General features: G+C 65.6%; 16 protein-coding genes. 9 read left to right on the top strand and 7 right to left on the bottom strand.

The genetic code is table 11. From position 1 onward, the window contains the following. Window positions 1–630: 630 nt before the first annotated feature. A complete protein-coding gene (locus ACFFJ6_RS11220; protein ID WP_378387578.1) occupies window positions 631–2,184 on the top strand; it encodes a GmrSD restriction endonuclease domain-containing protein in 1,554 nt (517 codons plus the stop codon). 260 nt (window positions 2,185–2,444) lie between these two features. Here the strand turns inward: ACFFJ6_RS11220 and ACFFJ6_RS11215 are convergent, their stop codons facing one another. Both ACFFJ6_RS11215 and gltB read right to left on the bottom strand, forming a co-directional pair. Continuing rightward, on the bottom strand, window positions 2,445–3,902 hold the full coding sequence (locus tag ACFFJ6_RS11215) for a glutamate synthase subunit beta (RefSeq protein ID WP_378387576.1): 1,458 nt from the start codon (window positions 3,900–3,902) through the stop codon (window positions 2,445–2,447). A 154-nt stretch (window positions 3,903–4,056) separates the two neighbouring features. After that, a complete protein-coding gene (gene gltB, locus ACFFJ6_RS11210) occupies window positions 4,057–8,784 on the bottom strand; it encodes a glutamate synthase large subunit (protein ID WP_378387574.1) in 4,728 nt (1,575 codons plus the stop codon). A gap of 436 nt (window positions 8,785–9,220) precedes the next feature. On the opposite strand from gltB, the gene ACFFJ6_RS11205 reads away from it, so the two are divergent. Beyond that, window positions 9,221–10,048: a hypothetical protein gene (locus ACFFJ6_RS11205; protein ID WP_378387572.1), complete on the top strand. Its 828-nt coding sequence runs from the start codon at window positions 9,221–9,223 to the stop codon at window positions 10,046–10,048. A 245-nt stretch (window positions 10,049–10,293) separates the two neighbouring features. On the opposite strand, the gene ACFFJ6_RS11200 is transcribed toward ACFFJ6_RS11205, so the two are convergent. Further along, window positions 10,294–10,773 carry an Hsp20 family protein gene (locus ACFFJ6_RS11200; protein ID WP_378387570.1) on the bottom strand — a complete coding sequence of 160 codons (480 nt, stop codon included), beginning with the start codon at window positions 10,771–10,773 and terminating at the stop codon, window positions 10,294–10,296. A 228-nt stretch (window positions 10,774–11,001) separates the two neighbouring features. On the opposite strand from ACFFJ6_RS11200, the gene ACFFJ6_RS11195 reads away from it, so the two are divergent. Continuing rightward, a complete protein-coding gene (locus ACFFJ6_RS11195) occupies window positions 11,002–11,946 on the top strand; it encodes an alpha/beta fold hydrolase (RefSeq protein ID WP_378387568.1) in 945 nt (314 codons plus the stop codon). A 114-nt stretch (window positions 11,947–12,060) separates the two neighbouring features. Beyond that, on the top strand, window positions 12,061–12,936 hold the full coding sequence (galU, locus tag ACFFJ6_RS11190; protein WP_378387566.1) for a UTP--glucose-1-phosphate uridylyltransferase GalU: 876 nt from the start codon (window positions 12,061–12,063) through the stop codon (window positions 12,934–12,936). 8 nt (window positions 12,937–12,944) lie between these two features. On the opposite strand, the gene ACFFJ6_RS11185 is transcribed toward galU, so the two are convergent. After that, window positions 12,945–14,456, bottom strand: a complete 1,512-nt coding sequence (locus ACFFJ6_RS11185; protein ID WP_378387564.1) for a sensor domain-containing diguanylate cyclase — start codon at window positions 14,454–14,456, stop codon at window positions 12,945–12,947. Between the two features lie 165 nt (window positions 14,457–14,621). On the opposite strand from ACFFJ6_RS11185, the gene ACFFJ6_RS11180 reads away from it, so the two are divergent. From ACFFJ6_RS11180 to ACFFJ6_RS11165, 4 genes are all read left to right on the top strand, one after another. Further along, on the top strand, window positions 14,622–14,888 hold the full coding sequence (locus ACFFJ6_RS11180) for a DUF7662 domain-containing protein (RefSeq protein WP_378387562.1): 267 nt from the start codon (window positions 14,622–14,624) through the stop codon (window positions 14,886–14,888). A 159-nt stretch (window positions 14,889–15,047) separates the two neighbouring features. Beyond that, entirely contained in the window at window positions 15,048–16,046 is a 999-nt protein-coding gene (locus ACFFJ6_RS11175) for an ABC transporter substrate-binding protein (RefSeq protein ID WP_378387560.1), read from the top strand. Between the two features lie 296 nt (window positions 16,047–16,342). Continuing rightward, window positions 16,343–17,158, top strand: a complete 816-nt coding sequence (locus tag ACFFJ6_RS11170; protein ID WP_378387558.1) for an ABC transporter ATP-binding protein — start codon at window positions 16,343–16,345, stop codon at window positions 17,156–17,158. A gap of 178 nt (window positions 17,159–17,336) precedes the next feature. Then, window positions 17,337–18,188, top strand: coding sequence for an ABC transporter permease (locus tag ACFFJ6_RS11165; protein ID WP_378387556.1), 852 nt, complete (start codon window positions 17,337–17,339; stop codon window positions 18,186–18,188). Between the two features lie 226 nt (window positions 18,189–18,414). Here ACFFJ6_RS11165 and ACFFJ6_RS11160 read toward each other — a convergent pair whose 3' ends face one another. After that, on the bottom strand, window positions 18,415–20,127 hold the full coding sequence (locus ACFFJ6_RS11160) for an outer membrane beta-barrel protein (RefSeq protein WP_378387554.1): 1,713 nt from the start codon (window positions 20,125–20,127) through the stop codon (window positions 18,415–18,417). A 235-nt stretch (window positions 20,128–20,362) separates the two neighbouring features. On the opposite strand from ACFFJ6_RS11160, the gene ACFFJ6_RS11155 reads away from it, so the two are divergent. Next, the gene (locus ACFFJ6_RS11155) at window positions 20,363–21,376 is read left to right on the top strand and encodes a KpsF/GutQ family sugar-phosphate isomerase (RefSeq protein WP_378387551.1); all 1,014 of its coding nucleotides are present in this window, start codon (window positions 20,363–20,365) and stop codon (window positions 21,374–21,376) included. A 189-nt stretch (window positions 21,377–21,565) separates the two neighbouring features. Here ACFFJ6_RS11155 and ACFFJ6_RS11150 read toward each other — a convergent pair whose 3' ends face one another. Both ACFFJ6_RS11150 and ACFFJ6_RS11145 read right to left on the bottom strand, forming a co-directional pair. Next, entirely contained in the window at window positions 21,566–22,027 is a 462-nt protein-coding gene (locus tag ACFFJ6_RS11150) for an NfeD family protein (RefSeq protein WP_378387549.1), read from the bottom strand. Between the two features lie 300 nt (window positions 22,028–22,327). Then, the gene (locus ACFFJ6_RS11145; protein ID WP_378387734.1) at window positions 22,328–23,308 is read right to left on the bottom strand and encodes an SPFH domain-containing protein; all 981 of its coding nucleotides are present in this window, start codon (window positions 23,306–23,308) and stop codon (window positions 22,328–22,330) included. Between the last annotated feature and the right edge of the window lie 184 nt (window positions 23,309–23,492).

Here is a 23,492-nt window from a genome sequence, read left to right as displayed (position 1 = left end):
GGCAAAGACGTCGTCACATGCGCCTCGACGTAACCGCGAGCACAGGGGTTATGGATTCCGGGCTCACGCGCTTCGCGCGTGCCCCGGAAAGACTCGCGGAGAGTTCGTGCCTTCTCGCGTCGCCGCACACCCAGCCGTCATCCCCGCGCATGCGGGGATCGAGTATCCCAGAGCGCCGACGTTGAGCACACACAGCAGCGACGCTTTGGGATACTGATCGCCCGATCAAGTCGGTCAATGACGGAGGAGCGCGGTGCGCGCGCAACGCCTCACCGCGCGCCCACCGCGGCGATCTTTGCGGCGAAGGAGCGTGCTTTCGGGACACAGCGGGCTCGCGGGCCTTCCTCGGCCTCTACTGGTCCCGTCCAGCCTCTGAAGCAGCGGCCGCTCGTAGTAGCGGCGGACGGTGACCCTCGGCCTCCCGGCCACGTGGCTGCGACCCACGCCACGCAGGATGCCGCCCCCCGCCTCAAGGCGCCTCCGGAGGCGCCCCTCGATGGGGGAGGGTGGCAAGGCCTATAGTCCTAGCAACACCCATGTCAAGCGCTTCTCCGACTTCGAGTTAGAAGCTGCAAGGTGTAAGAGACAAAGCGGCATTCTGATTCTTAAGCAACTATATTTGGAGGCAATATGGCCCGTCGCGTGAACCTTGATGCAATGATCCCTCGCGAGGACTTCGCGATAAAGGAAGAGGAAACGGCAATCGATCTGTTCAAAGACTTTCCAATCACTCATCTCTCGCCGGATTCTCCGTATCTTAAATTATTGAGAAAGCCAGACTTCCAACGCGAGACTAACCACTGGAGTCCCGAACAGGTCGCAACTTTTATCGCAAGCTTTCTTGATAACGAAGTCATTCCTTCACTGATACTTTGGAAGTCACCCGGGTTCATATTCGTTCTTGATGGGGGTCATCGGCTGAGCGCACTGCGTGCGTGGGTTGAGGATGACTACGGAGATCGCAGCATTTCTCTGAACTTCTACGGCAACGAAATTCCGAAAGATCAAAAGAAAATTGCCGCTCGAACTCGAAAGCTGATCGAGGAAAGGGTCGGAAGATACACAACGCTCAAGGGAATAGTCGGAAGCAAAGTAGCGAATCTCGACACAAAGAGAGCAAACACGCTATTCACAAGATCTCTGACGCTCCAATGGGTTCAAGGCAGTGCAGACGTCGCCGAAACCTCGTTTTTCAAAATCAATTCCCAAGGCACGCCTCTTGACGACGTCGAGACGATGCTCATCAGAAATCGACGAAAGCCAATAGCAATTAGCGCGCGAGCTATTCTTAGGGCCGGAACTGGAAATGCTTACTGGTCCTCCTTTGAAGAATCCCGAAAGGTCATCGTCGAAGAACTCTCAAAGCAGCTCTATGCGAGCTTCTTTGAACCAGAAGTCGACATTCCTCTTAAAACTCTTGACGTCCCACTTGGCGGATCTGTTTCGCCGGTTGACGCGCTGAGCTTACTCATCGAATATCTGACGATTGCTGGCACAACGCAGTCACAAGGAACTAGATCGATCGAGCGATATAGCGATGACGCCTCCGGCGAAGAGACTATTGAGGTACTCAAAGCTGCGCTTCGCATAGTTCAGCGCATGACAGGAAATTCAGAAAGCAGCTTAGGACTTCATCCAGCAGTTTACTTCTACAACGAACGGGGAAAATACAGCAGATTCTTATTTTTGGGGATGGCCGCGCTGCTATCGGAAAGACTACGCAACAACGACAATCATTTCTTCAAAAAATTCACGTCGGCTAGGGAGAATATGGAAAAATTTCTGATGGAGAATAAATCGCTTATAGGAATTCTCCTTCAGAATATGGGCAAAGGCAACCGCGTAGCGAAGATGCGGGACCTCTTTGCATTTCTCGTTGCCGAGTCGGTGAATCGCCTAGTCTTGCCGGAAGAAGCAATCTCTCAATTAGGCTTGAGAGGGCGAATAATCGACGTCAACACTACGCAAACAGGGCCAACCAAGTTCTCCGACGATGACAAGTCTCAGATCTTCATAAAGAAGGCACTAGCAAACGCCCTTACCTGTACAGTGTGCGGCGGGAAGCTCGACCCAAATAAATCGGTCTCGTACGATCACCTCACGCGAGTGAGGGACGGCGGGATAGGTCATCCGTCGAATGGTGACCTTGTTCACCCCTATTGCAACACTGGCGTCAAGAATTGATATTTCAGCAAGATGGTTTGGCAACGCCGACATCCTGACGCGGCGAATAGGTAGCGCAGCTACGCGGACCCGGAACCTCGAAGCGTTGTGCCGGGTATCAGATTCCGGGTTCACGCAGCTTCGCTGCGTGCCCCGGAATGACTCGCGGAGAGTTTGTAGTTCGTAGGATGGGTTGAGCAACGCGAAACCCATCGCTGCGCGGCGGGGCTTTGATGGGTTTCGCTGCGCTCAACCCATCCTACGACGCTGCTATGTGCGGCCTACCTCGGCAGCGTCGTGCTTCCCATCAGGAACCGGTCGATCGCCTGCGCGGCGAGCCGCCCTTCCCTGATCGCCCAGACCACCAGCGACTGGCCGCGGCGCATGTCGCCGGCGGCGAAGACTTTGTCGATCGAGGTGGTGAAGCGGTCGAGGTCGGCTTTGACGTTGCCGCGTTGGTCGAGGGTGACGCCGAGCTGGGTCAGGAGGCCGTCCTTGACCGGGGAGACGAAGCCCATCGCCAGCAGCACGAGGTCGGCTTCAATGACGAATTCGGTGCCGGGGATCGGTTGGAATTTGCCGTCGACGCGGACGCAGTTGAGCTTCTTGACCTGCCCGCCCTCGCCTTCGAACGACACCGTATTGACGGCGAAGTCGCGGGCCGCGCCTTCGGCCTGGCTCGACGAGGTGCGCATCTTCATCGGCCAGTTCGGCCAGGTCAGGCCCTTGTCTTCCTTCTCGGGCGGCGCCGGCATGATCTCGATCTGGGTGACGCTGGCGGCGCCCTGACGGATCGAGGTGCCGATGCAGTCCGAGCCGGTGTCGCCGCCGCCGATCACGACGACGCGCTTGCCGGTGGCGAGGATCTCGGGCTTGTCGCCGAGCGGCTCGCCGGAGACGCGGCGGTTCTGCTGCGTCAGGAAATCCATTGCGAAGTGCACGCCGGAAAGCTCGCGGCCGGGGATCGCCAGATCGCGCGGATACTCGGCGCCGCCGGTCAGCGCGACGGCGTCGTATTGCTTGAGCAGCTCGGCCGGATCGACCGCACCCGGGGCGTTGCCGCCGACCGGGGTGTTGTAATGGAAGGTGACGCCTTCGCCCTCCATCTGGGCGACGCGGCGGTCGATCAGATGCTTTTCCATCTTGAAGTCGGGGATGCCGTAGCGCAGCAGGCCGCCGGCCTTGGCGAGCTTCTCATAGACGTGGACGTCGTGGCCGGCGCGCGCGAGCTGCTGCGCGGCCGCGAGGCCGGCCGGGCCGGCGCCGATGATGGCGACGCTCTGGCCGGTCTTGATCGACGCGATCTCCGGCTTGACCCAGCCGTTCTCGAAAGCGCGATCGACGATGGCACATTCGATGGTTTTGATCGTGACCGGGTTGTCGTCGATGTTCAGCGTGCAGGACGCTTCGCACGGCGCCGGGCAGATGCGGCCGGTGAATTCCGGGAAGTTATTCGTGGAGTGCAGGTTGCGCGCAGCTTCCTGCCAGTTGTCGTTGTAGACGAGGTCGTTCCAGTCCGGGATCTGGTTGTTGACCGGACAGCCGGGCGTGCCCGGATGCGCCGAGCCAGTGCCGTGGCAATACGGAATGCCGCAATTCATGCAGCGCGCGGCCTGGTCGCGCAGGTCCTTGTCGCTGAGCGGGACGACGAACTCGTTGTAGTTCTTCACCCGCTCCGCCACCGGCGCATATGCGCGGTCGTGACGCTCGATTTCCAGAAATCCCGTGACCTTGCCCATCGAAACTAACGCCCCGAATCTTGTCTTTGACTTTGTGTCGTGTGCCGCATCCCGCCGTCATTGCGAGGAGCGAAGCGACGAAGCAATCCAGCCCGGTGTGCGGAGCCTCTGGATTGCTTCGCTTCGCTCGCAATGACGAGGAAGCGTTGGTGAACTACGCGCCGATGGCGATTTTCGGCTCCTCGGCGGCGCGGCTTTTCAGCTCGCGCAAGGCGCGGCGATACTCGACCGGCATCACCTTGCGGAACTTCGGCAGCCACTCTTTCCAGTTCGCCAGGATCTCGGCGGCGCGTTTGGAGCCGGAATATTTGGCGTGGCGCGAGATCAGCACGTGCAGCCGCTCGACGTCGCTGCCGAGCAGGTCGGCGAACACGTCGACCCGGCCGTGCGCCTCGAGATCGCCCGACTGGTGATAGGTGCCTTCGTTGATCATCTCTTCCGACAGCACCGGCTCGAGCTCGACCATCGCCATGTTGCACAGCTTGGCGAAGCTGCCGTCCTCGTCCAGCACATAGGCGACGCCGCCCGACATGCCGGCCGCGAAGTTGCGCCCGGTCTTGCCGAGCACCACGACGATGCCGCCGGTCATGTACTCGCAGCAGTGATCGCCCGCGCCTTCGACCACCGCGACGGCGCCGGAGTTACGCACCGCGAAGCGCTCGCCGGCGACGCCGCGGAAGTAGCACTCGCCTTCGATCGCGCCGTACATCACAGTGTTGCCGACGATGATCGACTGCTCCGGCACGATGCCGGAGATCGCCGGCGGCCGGACGATGATCTTGCCGCCCGACAGGCCCTTGCCGACATAGTCGTTGCCTTCGCCTTCGAGATCGAAGGTGATGCCGCGCGCCAGCCAGGCGCCGAACGCCTGACCCGCGGTGCCTTTGAGGTGCACCTGGATGGTGTCGTGCGGCAGGCCGTTGTGGCCGTAATGCTTGGCCACCACGCCGGACAGCATCGCGCCGGCGGAGCGGTTGGTGTTGTTGATCTCGGCCTCGAACTTCACCGGCGCGCCGCGGTCGATCGCCGGCTGCGCCTTGGCGATCAGTTCGCGGTCCAGCACCTTCTCGAGGTGATGGTCCTGCGTCTCCGAGTGATAGATCGTCTGACCCTTCTCGGCCTTCTGCTTGTAGAACAGCTTGGAGAAGTCGAGACCCTTGGCCTTCCAGTGCGCCACCAGCGCCTGCTGGTCGAGCATCTGCGACTGACCGACCATCTCGTTGAAGCTTCGATAGCCGAGCGCCGCCATCAGCTCGCGCACTTCTTCGGCGACGAAGAAGAAGTAGTTGATGACGTGCTCGGGCTGGCCGGTGAAGCGCTTGCGCAGCACCGGGTCCTGCGTCGCGACGCCGACCGGGCAGGTGTTGAGATGGCACTTGCGCATCATGATGCAGCCGGCCGCGATCAGCGGCGCGGTGGCGAAGCCGAACTCGTCGGCGCCGAGCAGGGCGCCGATGACGACGTCGCGGCCGGTGCGGAAGCCGCCGTCGACCTGGACGACGATGCGCGAGCGCAGCCGCTCCCGCACAAGCGTCTGATGCGTCTCGGCGAGGCCGATTTCCCACGGCGAGCCCGCGTGCTTGATCGAGGTCAGCGGCGAAGCGCCGGTGCCGCCCTCGAAGCCCGCGATGGTGACGTGGTCGGCGCGCGCCTTGGCGACGCCGGCCGCGACCGTGCCGACGCCGATTTCCGACACCAGCTTGACCGAGACCGCGCTGGTCGGATTGACGTTCTTCAGATCGTAGATCAGCTGCGCCAGATCCTCGATCGAATAGATGTCGTGATGCGGCGGCGGCGAGATCAGGCCGACGCCGGGTGTGGAGTGGCGGACCGCCGCGATGGTCGCGTCGACCTTGTGGCCGGGCAGCTGGCCGCCTTCGCCGGGCTTGGCACCCTGCGCCATCTTGATCTGCATCATGTCGGAGTTGGCGAGATACTCCGTGGTGACGCCGAACCGGCCCGAGGCGACCTGCTTGATGGCGGAGCGCATCGAGTCGCCATTGGCCATCGGCTTGAAGCGGTCGGCTTCCTCGCCGCCCTCGCCGGTGTTCGACTTGCCGCCGATCCGGTTCATGGCGATCGCCAGCGTGGTGTGCGCCTCGCGCGAGATCGAGCCGAAGCTCATCGCGCCGGTCGAGAACCGCTTGACGATCTCGGCCGCCGACTCGACTTCCTCGAGCGGCACCGGCCTGCGGCCTTCGGCCTCCGCGCCCTTGATCTTGAACAGGCCGCGCAGCGTCAGCAGACGCTCCTGCTGCTCGTTGAGGATGCGGGCGAACGCGCGGTAGCGCTCCTGCGAATTGCCGCGCACGGCGTGCTGCAGCGTCGCCACCGACTCGGCGGTCCAGGCATGGTCTTCGCCGCGCGACCGGAAGGCGTATTCGCCGCCGACGTCGAGCGCGCTCTTGTAGACCAGCGCGTCACCGAACGCGTCGTGATGACGGCGCACGGTCTCCTCGGCGATCTGCGCGAGGCCGACGCCTTCGATCTGCGAATGCGTGCCGGCGAAGTACTTGGCGATGAAGTCGTTGCGCAGGCCGACGGCGTCGAAGATCTGCGCGCCGCAATACGACTGGTAGGTCGAGATGCCCATCTTGGACATCACCTTGAGCAGGCCCTTGCCGATCGACTTGATGTAACGCTTGACGATCTCGTAGTCGTCGAGCTTGGCCGGCAGCTTGTCCTTGAGCGAGATGATGGTCTCGAACGCCAGATACGGGTTGATGGCTTCGGCGCCGTAACCCGCGAGGCAGGCGAAGTGATGCACTTCGCGCGGCTCGCCCGACTCGACGACGAGGCCGACCGAGGTCCGCAGTCCGACGCGGATGAGATGATGATGCACCGACGCGCAAGCGAGCAGCGAGGGGATCGGAATCCGGTCGCTGCCGGTGGCCCGGTCGCTCAGAATGATGATGTTGACGCCGTCACGCACCGCGGCTTCGGCGCGGGCGTTGAGCTCGTCCAGCACCTGCTCCATGCCGGCGGCGCCGAGCCCGGCGTGGAAGGTAGTGTCGAGCGTGCGTGACTTGAAGTGCGAGTCGCCGATCTCGGAGATCGAGCGGATCTTTTCCAGGTCACCGTCGGTGAGGATCGGCTGACGCACTTCGAGGCGCTTGGTGCCGGCGAGCCCCTCGGTATCGAACAGGTTCGGCCGCGGGCCGATGATCGACACCAGGCTCATCACCAGCTCCTCGCGGATCGGATCGATCGGCGGATTGGTGACCTGGGCGAAGTTCTGCTTGAAGTAGGTGAACAGCGGCTTCGGCTTGTCCGACAGCGCCGACAGCGGGGTGTCGTTGCCCATCGAACCCGAGGCTTCCTCGCCGGTCGACGCCATCGGCGTCAGCAGGATCGAGATGTCTTCCTGGGTGTAGCCGAACGCCTGCTGCCGATCGAGCAGCGGCAGGTTCGAGCGCTGGCCCTTGACCGGCGCGTCCGGCAGTTCTTCGAGCACGATCTGGGTGCGATGCAGCCAGTCCGCGTAAGGCTGGCTGGCGGCGAGCTGCGCCTTGATCTCGTCGTCCGGAATGAGGCGACCTTGTTCGAGATCGACCAGCAGCATCTTGCCCGGCTGCAGCCGCCACTTGGTGACGATTTGATCCTCCGGGATCTTCAGCACGCCCATTTCGGACGCCATCACGATGCGGTCGTCCTTGGTGACGAGATAGCGCGCCGGGCGCAGGCCGTTGCGGTCCAGCGTCGCGCCGATCTGGCGGCCGTCGGTGAAAGCCAGCGCGGCGGGGCCGTCCCACGGCTCCATCAGCGCGGCGTGATATTCGTAGAAGGCACGGCGCTGCTCATCCATCAGCGGGTTGCCGGCCCACGCCTCCGGAATCATCATCATCACCGCGTGCGGCAGCGAGTAGCCGCCGCGCACCAGGAATTCGAGCGCGTTGTCGAAGCAGGCGGTGTCCGACTGGCCCTCGTAGGAGATCGGCCACAGCCGGCTGATGTCCTTGCCGTACAGCTTGGAGTGCACCGAGGCCTGGCGCGCCGCCATCCAGTTGACGTTGCCGCGCAGCGTGTTGATCTCGCCGTTGTGCGCCACCATGCGGTACGGATGCGCCAGCGACCAGGTCGGGAAAGTGTTGGTCGAGAACCGCTGATGCACCAGCGCCAGCGCGGATTCGAAATCCGGCTCGCTGAGATCGGGATAGTACTTGCCGAGCTGATCGGCCAGGAACATGCCCTTGTAGATCACGGTGCGGCACGACAGCGACACCGGATAGTAGCCGGCGAGGCCGCGCTCGCGGCGCTGATAGATCGCGTTCGAGATCGACTTGCGCAGGATGTAGAGCTGGCGCTCGAATTCGTCCTCCGACTTGGTCAGCGGACCGCGGCCGATGAACACCTGCATGTTGGCGGGCTCGGTCGGCTTGACGGTCTCGCCCAGCGAGGAGTTGTCGGTCGGCACTTCGCGCCAGCCGAGCAGCGTCAGGCCCTCGGCCTTGATCTGGTCGGCGACGATGCTCTTGATCACCTTCCGCCACGACGAGTCGCGCGGCATGAACAGCGCGCCGACGGCGTATTCGCCCGGCGCCGGCAGCGAGAAGCCGAGTTCGGCCGCCTTGCGGCTGAAGAAGGCATGCGGGATCTGCACCAAGATCCCAGCACCGTCGCCGGCGCGCGGATCGGCGCCGACCGCGCCACGGTGCTCGAGGTTGCACAGGATCCGGATCGCATCCGACACGATCTGGTGCGACTTCACGCCCTTGATGTTGGCGATGAACCCAACGCCGCACGCGTCCTTTTCGCGCGACAGGTCGTACAGGCCCTCGGCTTCCGGACGCCAGGTATGCTCGCGCGCAGGCGTTTTCACGGCCGGGCCCGCCGTCAGCGCATTGGCAACCATGTTCTCGCGCTCAACCTCAGACCCGCTCATTTTGTCCTCATTCATCCTGGCAAGGATTCGTCCAGCAGCGGCACACTTCGGGCGTCCGCGGCACCCTCCGGGCCACCGCTCGCCGCCGCGAGCCACGATTTTTAGTATTCAGACCCCGGTGTCCATATCGCCCAATGGACAAGGCAGGAGTCTCGCGCGGCGTCAGACGCCGCTGTTTACGCTGCAAGGCCCGTGCTGGGCTACCACCGTAATTGAGACAGTGTTGCTGTCCTAGCAAGACCTTGTCAAATTTTTGTCTAGCACACAAGCGCGCGCGAGTCCTGCTTTGGAAGCGTTCGAACCTGATTTCGTGCCCCGGTTTTACGCTGAAAGCGCCCCGATCCGGCCCAAGCGAGGCCCAATTCCACCCTGAGGCTCCGTCGCGTCCGCAGAGGCCCGGACAACGGCGCCCACGGACCTTGCAGGGAGCAAAGACATGCATTTCATCGGGTGGACCATCTCGGGATGGACGATTGCGGTCGGCCTGACGGCGGCGACAACGGCCACGATGGCACAGCCTGTGCCGCGCGGGGCCGGGGCCCCGGCGGTGACACGGATCTCGGACATCGACGAGCCCTATGCGGCGCTGCCGCCGCCGCCGCGCTTCCGCCATGCCATCCCGGACGACGGTTATGTGCCCGACGTGCTGTCGCCGCGCGAGATCGCCGACATGGCGCGCGACGGCGGCTTCGAGCCGCTCGGCGTGCCGTTCCAGCGCGGGCTGGTCTATACGATGTCGGCGCTCAATCCCGATGGCGACGACGGCCGGCTGGTGGTCGACGCCCGCAGCGGCCGCATCCTGCGCTTCATGCCCGCCTGGCAGATGGGCGACGCCATGGAGACCGTGACGGTCGCGAGCTACGGCCGAATCCAGGGTCTGCCGCGCTTCATCGAACACAATCCGCCACGGCCGCCGCGCGCGGTCGGTCGCGTCGCCAGCCGCACCCCGACGACGCCGCTGCCGCGCCCCTCGCCGCAGCAATCGACCAAGGGCCCCTCGCCCGCCGCCGCCAGCACAGCCGCCACCGCGGTCACCCCGGCGAAGGATGTCTCGAAGCCTGCGACCGACTCGGCCAAGGTCACGCCGGGCAACACAGAGCCGGCCAAGATTGACGCCGCGCCGAAGCAGGAAGCCGCGGTCGCGCAGACCAAACCCTCCGCCGCTCCGTCCCCTGCCCCCCTCGAAGCCAAGCCCGCGCCCGCCGGCCCGGCTCCGACCATCCAGCCGACCGAAGCGATGCCGCCCGTGCAGGGGCTGGAGTAAAGCGTAGTCCGTCCTTTGGCGGGCGTTCGCGCGCTCCACACTCCCCCCGTCATTGCGAGGAGCGCAGCGACGAAGCAATCCAGCGCAGTGCATGGCGCTGGATTCCTCCGCTTCGCTCGCACTGACGGCGGGGAAATGCGGCTAGCAAGCATCGGCGCCGCCAACACATACGCACGCCCTAAAAAGCAAAACGCCCCGGTTTCCCGGGGCGTCGGCGTGTTGTTAGTTGAGAGAGGCTGCGCAGGTTACGCGGCGGCCTTCTCGCTGGCCTGATCGACCACTTGCGGCGCGGCCTGCGCCGAGGTGGCGATCGGAATGCTGCGGGGCTTCTTGGCCTCCGGAATCTCGCGGACGAGATCGACGTGCAGCAGTCCGTTTTCGAGGCTGGCGTTCTTCACCGTGACGTAGTCGGCGAGCTGGAAGGCTCGTTCGAAGGCGCGCGCGGCGATTCCGCGATACAGCACCTCGGATTTGCTGCCGTTCTCGTTCGCGGTCTTCTCGCCCTTGATGGTGAGCTGGTTCTCCTTGGTCACGATCGACAACTCGGCCGGGGAGAAACCGGATACGGCGACGGTGATACGATACGCGTTATCGCCGGTGCGCTCGATGTTGTAGGGCGGATAGCCCGGCGCCGCCGCATCGCCGGACGTCTGGTCCAGCAGATTGAACAGGCGGTCGAAGCCGATGGTGGAACGATAGAACGGGGTGAGATCGAACGTACGCATGGTCAAGTCCTCCTAGAAGCGACTATTTGAATACCCGCCCGCCATCGGGCCGGGCATCGTCTGTATGCAGCCGGGGCTGGGACTGAGTGCCAGTTCCTGCCCCTTGGTGTGGCCTGCATGAAAATGATATGGGAGGGACGTTTCGGGGTTCAAGAGGTCCCCCGCCATCTTCGCGCCCTCGATTCTTCTCGCTGTCTCCCAGCGCTTTAACCCCTCCGGATCCGGCTCATGACGCTCGTCTCGATTCCCGCCAATCCGGTCCCCGAAGGCGCGATCTCCGGCACCATCAAGACGCCCGACGGCACTGAGCTGCGGTTCGCCCGCTGGCCGGGCCCGGCCGGGCGCAAGGGTACGGTCTGCGTGTTCACCGGCCGCACCGAGCAGATCGAGAAGTACTTCGAGACGGTGCGCGACCTGCAGGACCGCGGCTTCGCGGTGGCGATGATCGACTGGCGCGGCCAGGGCCGTTCGGCGCGGCGGCTGCGCGATCCGCGCAAGGGTTATGTCCGCAACTTCGCCGACTACGAAGTCGACGTCGAAACCTTCGTCCGCGAGATCGTGCTGCCGGACTGTCCGCCGCCGCACTTCGCGCTGGCGCATTCGATGGGCGGCGCCGTGATGCTCCGCATCGCCTATTCGGGCAAGCGCTGGTTCGACCGCATGGTGCTGTCGGCGCCGATGATCGACCTGCCGGGGCGCGCCACGTCGCTGCCGGTGCGGCTGCTGGTGCGGGCGATGCGGCTCGCCGGTCAGGGCGGCCGCTACGTGCCTGGCGGCAACGACGTGCTCGCCAACACCGAGCCGTTCGTCGGCAACGCGTTGACGTCCGATCCGGTGCGCTACGCCCGCAACGCCGCGATCGTGGCCGAGGATCCTGCACTCGGCCTCGCCTCGCCGACCATCGCCTGGGCCGACACCGCGTTCCGGACCATGCACGGCTTTCGCGCCGCGGACTATCCGTCGAAGATCCGCCAACCGATCCTGATGATGGCGGCGAGTCACGATACGATCGTCTCGACCGCCGCGATCGAAGAGTTCGCCTATCATCTGCGCGCCGGCTCGCATCTGGTGATCGCCGGCGCCAAACACGAGATCCTGCAGGAGCAGGATCGCTACCGACAACAGTTCTGGGCGGCGTTCGACGCTTTCGTCCCGGGAACGCCGCTGTTCTGATTGACATTGTCGCGGCGACACGATTCGGTCGCCGGGTGGAACTTCGAAGGTCCGCCCGAGGTTGCTGCTGCAACCGTTGGTCGTTTTGTCCCGCGTTTCGAGAGTTTTCCCTCCATGAAAATCCGCAAAGCCGTCTTCCCCGTCGCCGGTCTCGGTACCCGCGTTCTCCCCGCCACCAAGGCGATGCCGAAGGAGATGCTGACCATCGTCGACAAGCCGCTGATCCAGTACGTCGTCGATGAGGCGCGCGAAGCCGGGATCGAGCACTTCGTGTTCGTCACCGGGCGCAACAAGGGCGTGATCGAAGATCATTTCGACCGCCAGTTCGAACTCGACGTGACGCTGGAGAAGCGCAACAAGACGAACGAGATGGCGATCCTGGCGCGCGACCAGCCCGAGGCGGGCGCGATGAGCTTCACCCGTCAGCAGGCGCCGCACGGCCTCGGCCACGCGGTGTGGTGCGCCCGCGACATCGTCGGCAACGAACCGTTCGCCGTGGTGCTGCCGGACGAGCTGGTGCTCAACACGCCCGGCTGCCTGAAGCAGATGATCCAGGCCGCCGAACAGCTCGGCGACAAGGCCAATGTCATCGCGGTCGAGGAAGTGCCGGAGGACAAGACGCATCAATACGGCATCTGCGGCGTCGGCAAGCGCGACGGGCGGATGTTCGAAATCGACGGCATGGTCGAGAAGCCGAAGCCCGGCACCGCGCCGTCCAACCTGTCGATCTCCGGCCGCTACATCCTGCAGCCCGAGATCTTCCAGATCCTCGCGACGCAAGAGCGCGGGGCCGGCGGCGAGATTCAGCTTACGGATGCGATGATCGGGCTGTCGAAGACGCAGAAGTTTTACGGCGTCGAGTTCGAGGGCGAGCGCCACGATTGCGGTTCGAAATCGGGGTTTCTGCGCGCCAATATCGCGTTTGCGTTGCGGCGCCCCGACCTGCGCGACGGCCTGATCGCCGACATGAAACGCTACCTCGGGGACTGAGGCAAACTTCAGGCAACCAGATGCAGGTCGTTCCGACTGGCGGCGACCACGCAGCAATTGCGGCCGAGGTCCTTGGCCGCATAGAGCGCCTTGTCGGCGGCCTCGAACAGCATCGACCAATGCTGTCCGGCCGCCGGCGTCATGCTGGCGAGACCGATGCTGACGGTCACTCCCGCCTGACCTTCCGACCATACCTCCACCTTCTGGCGGATGGCCTCGGCGATGCCCTGCGCGTCCGCCGCGTGCAGTTCGGGTAGCAGCACCGCGAACTCCTCGCCGCCGAGCCGTGCGGCGCAGTCGCCGGCGCGGTTCGCCGAATCGGCGATGCACAGCGCGATCCCGACCAGCACCTGATCGCCGGCCGGGTGCCCGAAGCTGTCGTTGAACGACTTGAAGTGATCGGCATCGATGATCAGCAGCGCGATCGGCGTCCGGGCCCGCACCGCCCGGCGCCATTCGCGATCCATCACCAGATCGAACTTGCGGCGGTTGGTGAGCCCGGTCAGCGCATCGGTGGTGGCGAGTTCCTCGAGGCGGCGCTCGGCCGCCGCCCGGCGGTCGATCTCACGGATGAAGAACACCGTGAAGCCGGCGACGATGATGGCCAGCCCGAGCAGGATGGCGCCGATCCGGAGCGCTTCGTTACGCCACATCTGGAAGACGTCGCTCCATGACCGGCCGACCAGCGCGATCAGTGGGCGGCTGCTGTCGGCCCAGACATACATCCGCGAAATCTTGTCGACCTTGCCCTCGCCGCTGAACCAGCCGCGGCGCTGGCCCAGCATCCTGTCCATGCCGATCCGGGCCATCATGTTCTTGCCCAGCAGTTCGGGGGCGAACGGCGTCCGCATGATCAGGGTGCCGTCTCGGGCCAGCACGGCGATCACGTCGTGCGGCGCGAGCCGCAGCCGGCTGAACAGGTCCTGGAAATAGCTGAACCGGATCGATCCGGCGACGACGCCCGCGAAGCTGCCGTCCGGGGCGGTGATCCGCCGACTGAGCACCAGCGCATAGGCATCGCCGTGCTGCATCGGCCGGCTGATATACAGGCCGAAGTCGGGCTGCGCGACATGGATGCGGAAAAACGGCTCGTCGGCCCGATTGATGTGCGCGGGCGTCAGGGTTCCCGAATCCAGCCGCAGGTCGCCTTTGGCGTCGAACACCTGCAGCTGACCGAAATGCTGCGCCGTGGCGGCGTGGTCGAACAGGATCAGGTTGCGGATGGTCGGATCGACCTGCGAAAGCTGCGGCAGCGCCAGACTGCTGATCACCGAGCGCAGCGACAGGTCGTACAGCTCGATGTTGCGGTTGACGTCGGCGCTGATCGTGGAGGCGAGATTTTCCTGGGTCTGGCGCGACAGCTCCTGGGCGCTGCGCCGCATCTCCAGCATGATGCTGCCGCATACGCCGGAAAAGCCCAGCACGGTGACGACGGACGAGATGATCAGCAGGCGGGCCGACATCAGCCGGCCCTGCCTGAGTTGGTGTCTGATCCGCTCGAAAAGGCCGCCGCTGTCCATCGTCCGAGGCTAGCCATCCAAAGCTTGCGGAGCGCTTAAGTTGCGACCATGACAGGGCCGGCGGTTAACGGTCGATTTCACCGACAGCCGCCGTCATTGCACCCAAAGTGCCCGCGCGTGCCGCCCGCGCCGCGGCCGGCCTCGCTCGAACAAGGACCTGCAGACGTGAGCAAATTCGATCCGCTCCGCGATCACCTCAAGCGGCAGACGGCACCCGAACTGGTGCTGAGCATCGACGAGATCGAGGAGATGCTCGGCTTCGCGCTGCCCCGTGCCGCGCAGCGCGCGTCGTGGTGGGATTCGACCCGCGCGCCGGAAGAGAAGATGCCGCAACGCGAAGCCTGCCTCGACGCCGGCTACATCGCCACGCGCCTGCCGGACGGCACCGGCGTCCGGTTCCGCAGGATCAAGGCGCAGCGACGGCCTTATTGACAGCAACAGGCTGGCCTTTCTCGCCATTTGCCCGGCCCCGCGCCCCGCACAAACCGCATTGACAGAATGCCGCACCCGGTCCCTGATGCGGCCCGCTGCCGCGCCTGCAGGACGAGCCGAAGGCTCCCCGGCCCGGCCTCTCGCTCCGGGGAAACGCTGATGCGCAGACTGCTTGCCGCGATTTTTGTTGCCGTCCTGTCCGTGCTGCCCGCGGCCGCGCAGACGCCGCTGAAGATCATGGTCGGCGGCATCGACAAGCAGATCTATCTGCCGGCCAAGCTCGCGGCGCAGCTCGGCTTCTTCAAGGAGGAAGGGCTCGACGTCGAGCTGTTCAACTCGACCTCGGGCTCGCAGGCCGCGACCGCGCTGCTGGCGCGCGAGGTGCAGGGCGTGGTCGGGTTCTACGACCACACCATCGATCTGCAGTCGAAGGGCAAGCTCATCACCGACGTGGTGCAGTTCGCCGTCGCGCCGGGCGAAGTCGTGCTGGTGAAGGCCGCCGAGGCCGACAAGCTCAAGGACCCGGCGAACTGGAAGGGCCAGGCGCTCGGTGTCACCGGGCTCGGCTCGGCGACCGATTTTCTGACGCGTGCGCTCGCCGCCAAGGCCGGGCTGAAAAATCAGGACTACACGCTGGTGCCGGTCGGCGCCGGAGACACGTTCCTGGCCGCGATGCAGCAGGGCAAGATCGCCTCCGGCATGACCACCGAGCCGACCGTGCAGCGCGCGCTGAAATCCGGCAGCGCCAAGGTGGCGATCGACCTGCGTTCGCCGGAAGAAACCCGCAAGGCGCTCGGCGGCGACTACCCGGCCGCCTGCCTGTACATGGAGCGCGGCTGGATGGAGGCCAACAAGCCGACCGTGCAGAAGCTCGTCAACGCCATGGTCAAGACGCTGAAATGGATGGCGGCGCACTCCGCCGACGAGATCGCTGACAAGATGCCGAAGGACTACTACGCCGGCGAGCGCGAGCTGTATGTGCAGGGCCTGAAGGACGGCAAGGTTCAGTACTCGGTCGACGGCCTGATGCCGGCGGGCGGCCCCGAGTCGGTCAACAAGATCCTGGCGAGCTTCTCGCCGAATCTGCAGGGCAAGACCATCGACCTGTCGAAGACCTACACCACGGAGTTCGTGGTGAAGGCGAATGCGGGGCAGTGAGGACTTGCTGAGTCAGCACCCGCGTCGCCCTCACCCCAGCCCTCTCCCGCACGCGGGAGAGGGAGCGGGCCGTGCCCTGCTCCCCTCCCCCTTGCGGGAAGGGGTCGGGGGTGGGGGTCCACACCGGGACGCCATCCTTGTGGCGCCCTCACCCCAACCCTCTCCCGCAAGCGGGAGAGGGCGCGCGCTGTGCAGCGGGGGAGACTCTGCGTCCCACCCCTGATCGCCTCTCGCACGCGCGCACCCCGGAATGACGAACGATAGGTCGGCGAACTCACGCGAGCTCCGTATCACTCATGACCCCTTCCGCACTCCCAACCGCCGCCCCTTCCGCCATCGAACTCCATCACGTTGCCCGGCGCTTCGTCACGCCGTCGGGCGATGTGTTGTCCGCGCTCGAGGACTTCGACCTCGCCGTCGCGCCGGGGGAGTTCTCCGCCATTGTCGGCCCAACCGGCTGCGGCAAGTCGACGACGCTCGGACTGATCGCCGGGCTGGCAAAGCCGCAGGCCGGGCGCGTCACGTTGTTCGATGCGCCGGTCGCCGGCGTCGATCGGCGGGTCGGCTTCGTGTTCCAGCAGGACGCGGTGTTTCCGTGGCGCGACGTGCTGCACAATGTGATGGCCGGGCCGCTGTTTCGCGGCGTCGGCAAGCAGCAGGCCGAGGCCGAGGCGCGCGACTGGATCGCGCGGGTCGGGCTGAAGGGCTTCGAGCATCACCATCCGCATCAGCTCTCCGGCGGCATGCGCAAGCGCGTGGCGCTGGCGCAGACCTTCATCAACAAGCCGCAGGTGCTGCTGATGGACGAGCCGTTCTCTGCGCTCGACGTCCAGACCCGCGAGCTGATGCAGGAGGAATTGCTGCAGCTCTGGGCCGAGGCGAAGTCCGCGGTGCTGTTCGTCACCCACGATCTCGACGAGGCGATCCTGCTGGCCGACCGCGTCGCGGTGCTGACCACGCGGCCGGCGCGCGTGAAGTCGGTGCACAGCATCGACCTGCCGCGCCCGCGCGACGTCGCCACGCTGCGCTACGACGAACGCTTCATCGCCATCGCCCGCAACATCAACGACGACCTGCGCGAGGAAGTGCTGCGCGCGAGGGCGGGGCAATGAGGAGGATTGACTTCGCCCGGCATCGCCACACGTCGCAGCATCCTCATCCTGAGGAGCGGCGTCTTCGCCGCGTCTCGAAGGATGAGGGCCGCACGCGCTCATGGTTCGAGACGGCGCTGACGCGCCTCCTCACCATGAGGGCCTCGCATGGGGCCGGCGATGCGCGAGGAATGTGCTGATGGCTGATACGACAATCAGCAAGCCGGAGACGGACATCCCCGCCGAATCGCTCGCGGTGCGGATGCGGAGGCGGGCGCGGCTTGTCCTGGCGTTGCGGCTCGCTGTGCTGATCGTGCTGGTGGCGGGCTGGGAATTCGGCGTGCGGTTCAGCCTGATCGATCCGTTCTTCTTCGGCCAGCCGAGCGGCATCGTGCTGAAGCTGATCGACTGGACGCAGAACGGCACCTCGATCGGGCCGCTGTGGAAGCAGATCTGGGTGACGATCTACGAGGCCGGCGCCGGCTTCCTGATCGGCGCGGTGCTGGGCGTGCTGTGCGGCATCGCGCTCGGCCGCAATCACCTGCTGTCCGACGTGTTCTCGATCTACATCAAGGTCGCCAACTCGATCCCGCGCGTGGTGCTCGGCTCGATCTTTATCGTCGCGCTCGGCCTCGGCGCGGCGTCGAAGATCGCGCTCGCTGTGGTGATGGTGTTCTTCGTGGTGTTCGCCAATGCGTTTCAGGGCGTGCGCGAGGCCGACAAGAACCTGATCGCCAATGCGCGCATCCTCGGCGCCAGCCCGTGGCAGGTCACGACCTCGGTGGTGATCCCCTCGGCGCTGTCGTGGATTCTCGCCAGCCTGCATGTCAGCTTCGGTTTCGCGCTGGTCGGCGCCATCGTCGGCGAATTCCTCGGCGCGCGCGAAGGCATGGGCCTGCTGATTGCCACCGCGCAGGGCTCGTTCGACAGTAACGGCGTCTTCGCCGCGATGATCGTCATCGCCGTGGTGGCGCTGCTCGCCGAATGGCTACTGACCACGCTGGAGAACAGGCTGCTGACCTGGCGGCCGGAGACCAACGTCCACGATTAGTTGCGGGCAAGCGCAGTGCTCGCGTCGCCCTCTCCCCAACCCTCTCCCGCGCGCGGGAGAGGGCGCGCGCTGGGCTCTTCTCCCCTCCCCCTTGCGGGGAGGGGTCGGGGGTGGGGGTCCCCAGGCACGGTGCTCGCGTCGCCCTCACCCCGGCCCTCTCCCGCGAGCGGGAGAGGGAGCGCGCTGGGCGACGGGGGGATGTCGTGCATCAATAAAGAAGAACTCATCAGTTCTGCAAGCGCACCCCGAGCATCACCACCGTGGCATTGTAGCTGCCGCCGGTGACGTTGGAGTCGAGCTGGTCGCGGCGCAGCGTGCCCTTGACCCAGACCTGGCGGCTCATCTTGTAGATCAGATTGCCTTCCAGCGAATTGAAGCGGTCGCTGCGGCCGGAGCCCTGATAGTCGTAGGTCGCGTAGGTGAACTTGCCGACCGCGGTCAGCCAGCGGCGGAAGTCGTGGTCGACTTCGGCCGTGTAGGTGCGGGTCAGCACGCCGGAGACGCCGGCGAGCGGCGATTCGTCGATCGAGGTGTCGGCGTTGATCTTGAACTTGGTCAGCGGCGTGACGGTCCAGATCAGCGACGCGCTGGTGAGCAGGCCTTCGAGCTTCAGCAGCCGCGGATCGCTGTAGGTGCGCGCCGCCCAGCCGATCGAGGCCTCGCCGGTCAACAGCCGGGTCAGCTCGAAGCTGGTGCCGCCCTTGACGTAGCCGCCATTGCTGTCGCGCATGTAGCCGTAGCGGTCGACCGGGGTATCGTGCGTGCGCGTATCGGCCTGACCTTCGACGAACGGCTTCAGGCCCGGCAGGATCTCGTAGCTGACGCGGCCGGTGCCGGCATATTGGTTGAAGTTACGATCATTGTTGGGATCGGTGCTGCCGTCGGTGAACACCGACTGCTGATAGGTCCGGCGGTCGGCGCTGCCGATCGCCGTGACCTGCAGGCGGTTGAAGGTCTGGTCGATGCCGCCGGACACGCCGGTCTGGGTGTAGATCGGAAATTTCTGCAGGCCGAACAGGTTGTTCGGGCTGCCGGGATTGTCGGTGCCGACGATCAGACGGCCCTGGCCGAGCAGCCTCGTGTCGCGGGTGACGTCGATGCGGCCGTCGATATGGCCGTCGAAATCCGGCCGGTCGAGCACGCGCGGCGCCGAGGTGACGCCGCTGGCCGGGGTGTTGAATTCGTGGCCGTAGCCGGTGAACGAGCCGCGCAGGTCGGCGACCAGCGCGTGGCGGTCCCAGTCCGACGTCACCATCAGTTCGGGCGAGACCTTATAGAAACCGGAGGCCTGCGGGGTGGCGATGCGGCCCGGATTGGTGTCGTAGCCGCCGTTGAGCTCGACCGCGCCCTTGATCAGGAAGCTGCCCGCATAGTCGCCGACCGGACCGAACGGATCGTCGTCGGCCTTGAGTCGGCGGCGCAGCGGCTGGCCGGGCAGCGTGCCGTTGAAGGCGGCCGCGACCGGCGGCTTGGCGGCGGCCTGCGACGGCGGCAGCGGGCGGGCCGGCGGCGGCGCCGGCGTCACCACCGGCGAGCCGGGGCCGATCGATTTGGGGCGGGGGGCGCCGGGGCGCAATTTGGGCTGCTGCCGCTTGCGGCCGAGCGCGTCATAGCCGGTGCCGGACGGGCCGAGGCTGGGCCGCTGCAGGCCGAATTCCGGCGTCGCGCCGAGCCGCGCGTTGCGGCTGCCGCGCATGTCATCGGTGTCGTAGGGATCGGCCCGGCCGGGGGGAACCGGCGCCGGCGTGTTTGCGGTCGCGGCCGTCGGCTGCAGCGGCAGGTTCTGTGGCGAGACGAAGCCGCCGCGCTCCGGCCTGAACAGGTCGCGGGTCAGGCTCTGCGCATGTGCATGACCGGCGGTGCCGGCCAGCAGGCACGTCGCCGCCGCCCGCAGCCAGGCCGCGCGGCGGAAGGGGCCTGTTGCTGACGACGCCGTCACGATCACAAAACCTCAGGAAAACAATTGCTTACGACGATCGACCGGCATCCTCGGCAAAGCCTGGGGACCGATCATCGTTAATGGAGTAAAAACGTTTATGGTTAAGGAGGGGTTGAGAAACGCCCCCAACGATCGGTTGAGAACCTTTCCGGACGGTATCTGGGCGCGTCGCTTCCCGTACCGTGGCATGCTAGGAAAGCGCCGGTCGCTTAATGGCTGAGGATTCGGGACCCCGATGGCTCTTTCCAAACCCCGCACCACGAAAACCGCGATGACCGAGTCCGCCGCTGCCGCCATTCCCTCGGCCCTGCGCACGCTGGAGTCCGAAGCCGAGGGCGTCACCGCGCTCGCCGCGGCGCTGCGCGGCGATCTCGGCAGCGCCTTCGTGGCCGCCGTCGAGATGATCCAGACCGGCAAGGGCCGCCTGATCATCACCGGCCTCGGCAAGTCCGGCCATATCGGCCGCAAGATCGCCGCGACCTTCGCGTCGACCGGCACGCCGGCGTTCTTCGTTCACGCCTCCGAAGCCAGCCACGGCGACCTCGGCATGATCACCGCCGACGACGTCATCCTGGCGATGTCGTGGTCGGGCGAGCAGCCGGAAATGAAGAATCTGATCAGCTACGCCAAGCGCTTCAAGATCGCGCTGATCGCCATGACGTCGGACTCCGGCTCGACGCTGGCGCAGGCGGCGGAGATCGCGCTGACGCTGCCGAAGGCGCGCGAGGCCTGCCCGCACAATCTGGCGCCGACCACCTCGTCGCTGATGATGCTGGCGCTTGGCGACGCGATCGCGATCGCGCTGCTGGAAAGCCGCGGCTTCACCTCGACCGATTTCAGCGTACTGCATCCCGGCGGCAAGCTCGGCGCGATGCTGAAATACGCCCGCGACCTGATGCACACCGGCGACGCCATCCCGCTGAAGCCGCTCGGCACCAAGATGTCGGACGCGCTGGTCGAGATGTCCGCCAAGGGGTTCGGCTGCGTCGGCATCGTCGATGCCAATGGTGCGATCGCCGGAATCGTGACCGACGGCGACCTCCGCCGCCACATGCGCCCGGACCTGATGACCGCCACGGTCGACGAGGTGATGACCAAGCGCCCGAAGACGATCAGCCCGAACCTGCTGGCCGGCGAGACGCTCGAACTGCTGAACTCCTCGAAGATCACCGCCCTGCTGGTCACCGAAGGCAAGAAGCCGGTCGGCATCGTGCACCTGCACGATCTGCTGCGCGCCGGGGTGGCTTAAGGGCGAGTCGGAAGTCTTCCGGTCCCTCGCCGCATTCTGCGCCGTCATCCTGAGGCGCCCGCCCGCAGGGCGGGCCTCGAAGGATGCGGATACGCGGGCGACGTCTTTCCCTTGGCCCATCCTTCGAGGCCGCCGCTGCGCGGCGGCGCCTCAGGATGACGCTGAGTGTTTGGCGAAGACCAAAGGCCGCTACACCGCCGCCACGATCAGGTTCACGCCGTCCGCCTGCACGATCTTGACCCGGCTGCCGGCCGGGGCATCCGGCCCGGTGACGCGCCAGAAGGTGTCGTCGATCCGCACCGTGCCGACGCCGCCGACGATCGGCTTTTCCAGCGTGAACTCGCGGCCGACCAGCGCGTCGGTGCGGCGGTTGAGGAACGGGTTGGTGGCGTTGGATTCGGCCTCGCCGCCGCGCGCCATCCGCCGCCACAGCGGCACGGCGGCGACCGCCAGCACCGCGAACAGCAGCGCCTGCGCCTGCCAGGACAGCGCCAACACGGCCCCGAACGTGAAGGTCGCGATCCCGGTCAGCAGCGCCGCGAGGCCGAGCCAGAACAGGAACACGCCCGGCGCCAGCAACTCAAGCGCCATCAGGATGAAGCCGGCGATCAACCAGTTCCAGGGGCCGAGCGAGATGAAGAGGTCGGTCATGGTCGCACCTTGCAGAGGCGCTCAGTGTAGACCGTCATTGCGCGCGAAGCGAAGCAATCCGGAGCCGTGCACGGGGCTGGATTGCTTCGTCGCTGCGCTCCTCGCAATGACGGGGAGAGGTGGTCGGCCCTGCTCGGACACTGCTTATTTCGCCTGCCTAACCCCGTCATGGCCGGGCTTGTCCCGGCCATCCACGCCTTTGTCGCAACTGAGGCAGCAAGGCGTGGATGCCCGGGACGAGCCCGGGCATGACGGTGGAGAGGGCTGCTTCACATCGAAAGGCGTCGCCTTTTGCGGGCGTCACGATGTCTTGGTCGTCGGCGGCACCGAGCCGCCGCGGCGGGCGGCGGCTTGGGCGGAGGCGGCGCTCTCGCCGAAGGTGGCCTTGGCGATTTCGCCGATGCCGGCGAGCGAGCCGAGCATGCTCATCGCCTCGACCGGCAGCATGATCACCTTCTGGTTCGGCGACTCGGCGAGCTGGCCGAACGCCTTGATGTATTTGTCGGCGATGAAGTAGTTCAGCGCCGCGACGTCGCCTTTCGAGATGGCCTCGCTGACCATCTGGGTGGCGCGCGCCTCGGCTTCGGCGCTTCGCTCGCGCGCCTCGGCGTCGCGGAACGCGGCTTCGCGGCGGCCTTCGGCCTGCAGGATCTGACCCTGCTTGGCGCCTTCGGCTCGCAGGATCTCCGACTGCCGCGCGCCTTCGGCCTGCAGAATGTCGGCGCGCTTGACGCGCTCGGCCTTCATCTGCCGGCCCATCGCCTCGACCAGATCGGCCGGCGGCACGATGTCCTTGATCTCGATGCGGTTGACCTTGACGCCCCACGGCGACACCGCGGCATCGACGACGCGCAGCAGCCGCTCGTTGATCTCGTCGCGATGCGACAGCACCTGGTCGAGATCCATCGAGCCCATCACCGAGCGGATGTTGGTCATCGTCAGCACGATGATCGCCTGCTCGAGATTGGCGACCTCGTAGCTGGCTTTCGCGGCGTCGAACACCTGGAAGAAGGCGACGCCGTCCACCGTCACGGTGGCGTTGTCCTTGGAGATGACCTCCTGCTGCGGGATCTCGATCACCTGCTCCATCATGTTGATCTTGCGACCGACGCGATCGAAATACGGGATGATCAGATTGAGGCCCGGCACCAGCGTGCGGGTGAACTTGCCGAACCGCTCGATCGTCCAGTTGAAGCCCTGCGGCACGGTCTTGACGCCGGCGAACAGCGTCAGGATCACCAGCAGCACGACGAGGATGGAGAAGATATCGAAGCCGGACAGGTTGTACATTCAGCGTCTCCTCGGGCCGGCCGCGCCTGCATCGGGCCGCCCGGGCGACGGTGACGATGCGATCACGGTGCCGGCGAAACCGGCCACATCACCGGCAGCTCAACAGCGGTCATGGGTCGTTGTTCAGGGATGTAAGGTTCGAGCGCGGCGAAAGCGAGCAGGATCATGACGACAG

This window comes from Rhodopseudomonas telluris (genome assembly GCF_042432815.1).
GTDB classification, from domain to species: domain Bacteria; phylum Pseudomonadota; class Alphaproteobacteria; order Rhizobiales; family Xanthobacteraceae; genus Rhodopseudomonas; species Rhodopseudomonas telluris.
The sequence above is the reverse complement of the archived record's forward strand: the minus strand, read 5'-3'. Positions and strand labels throughout refer to the sequence as shown.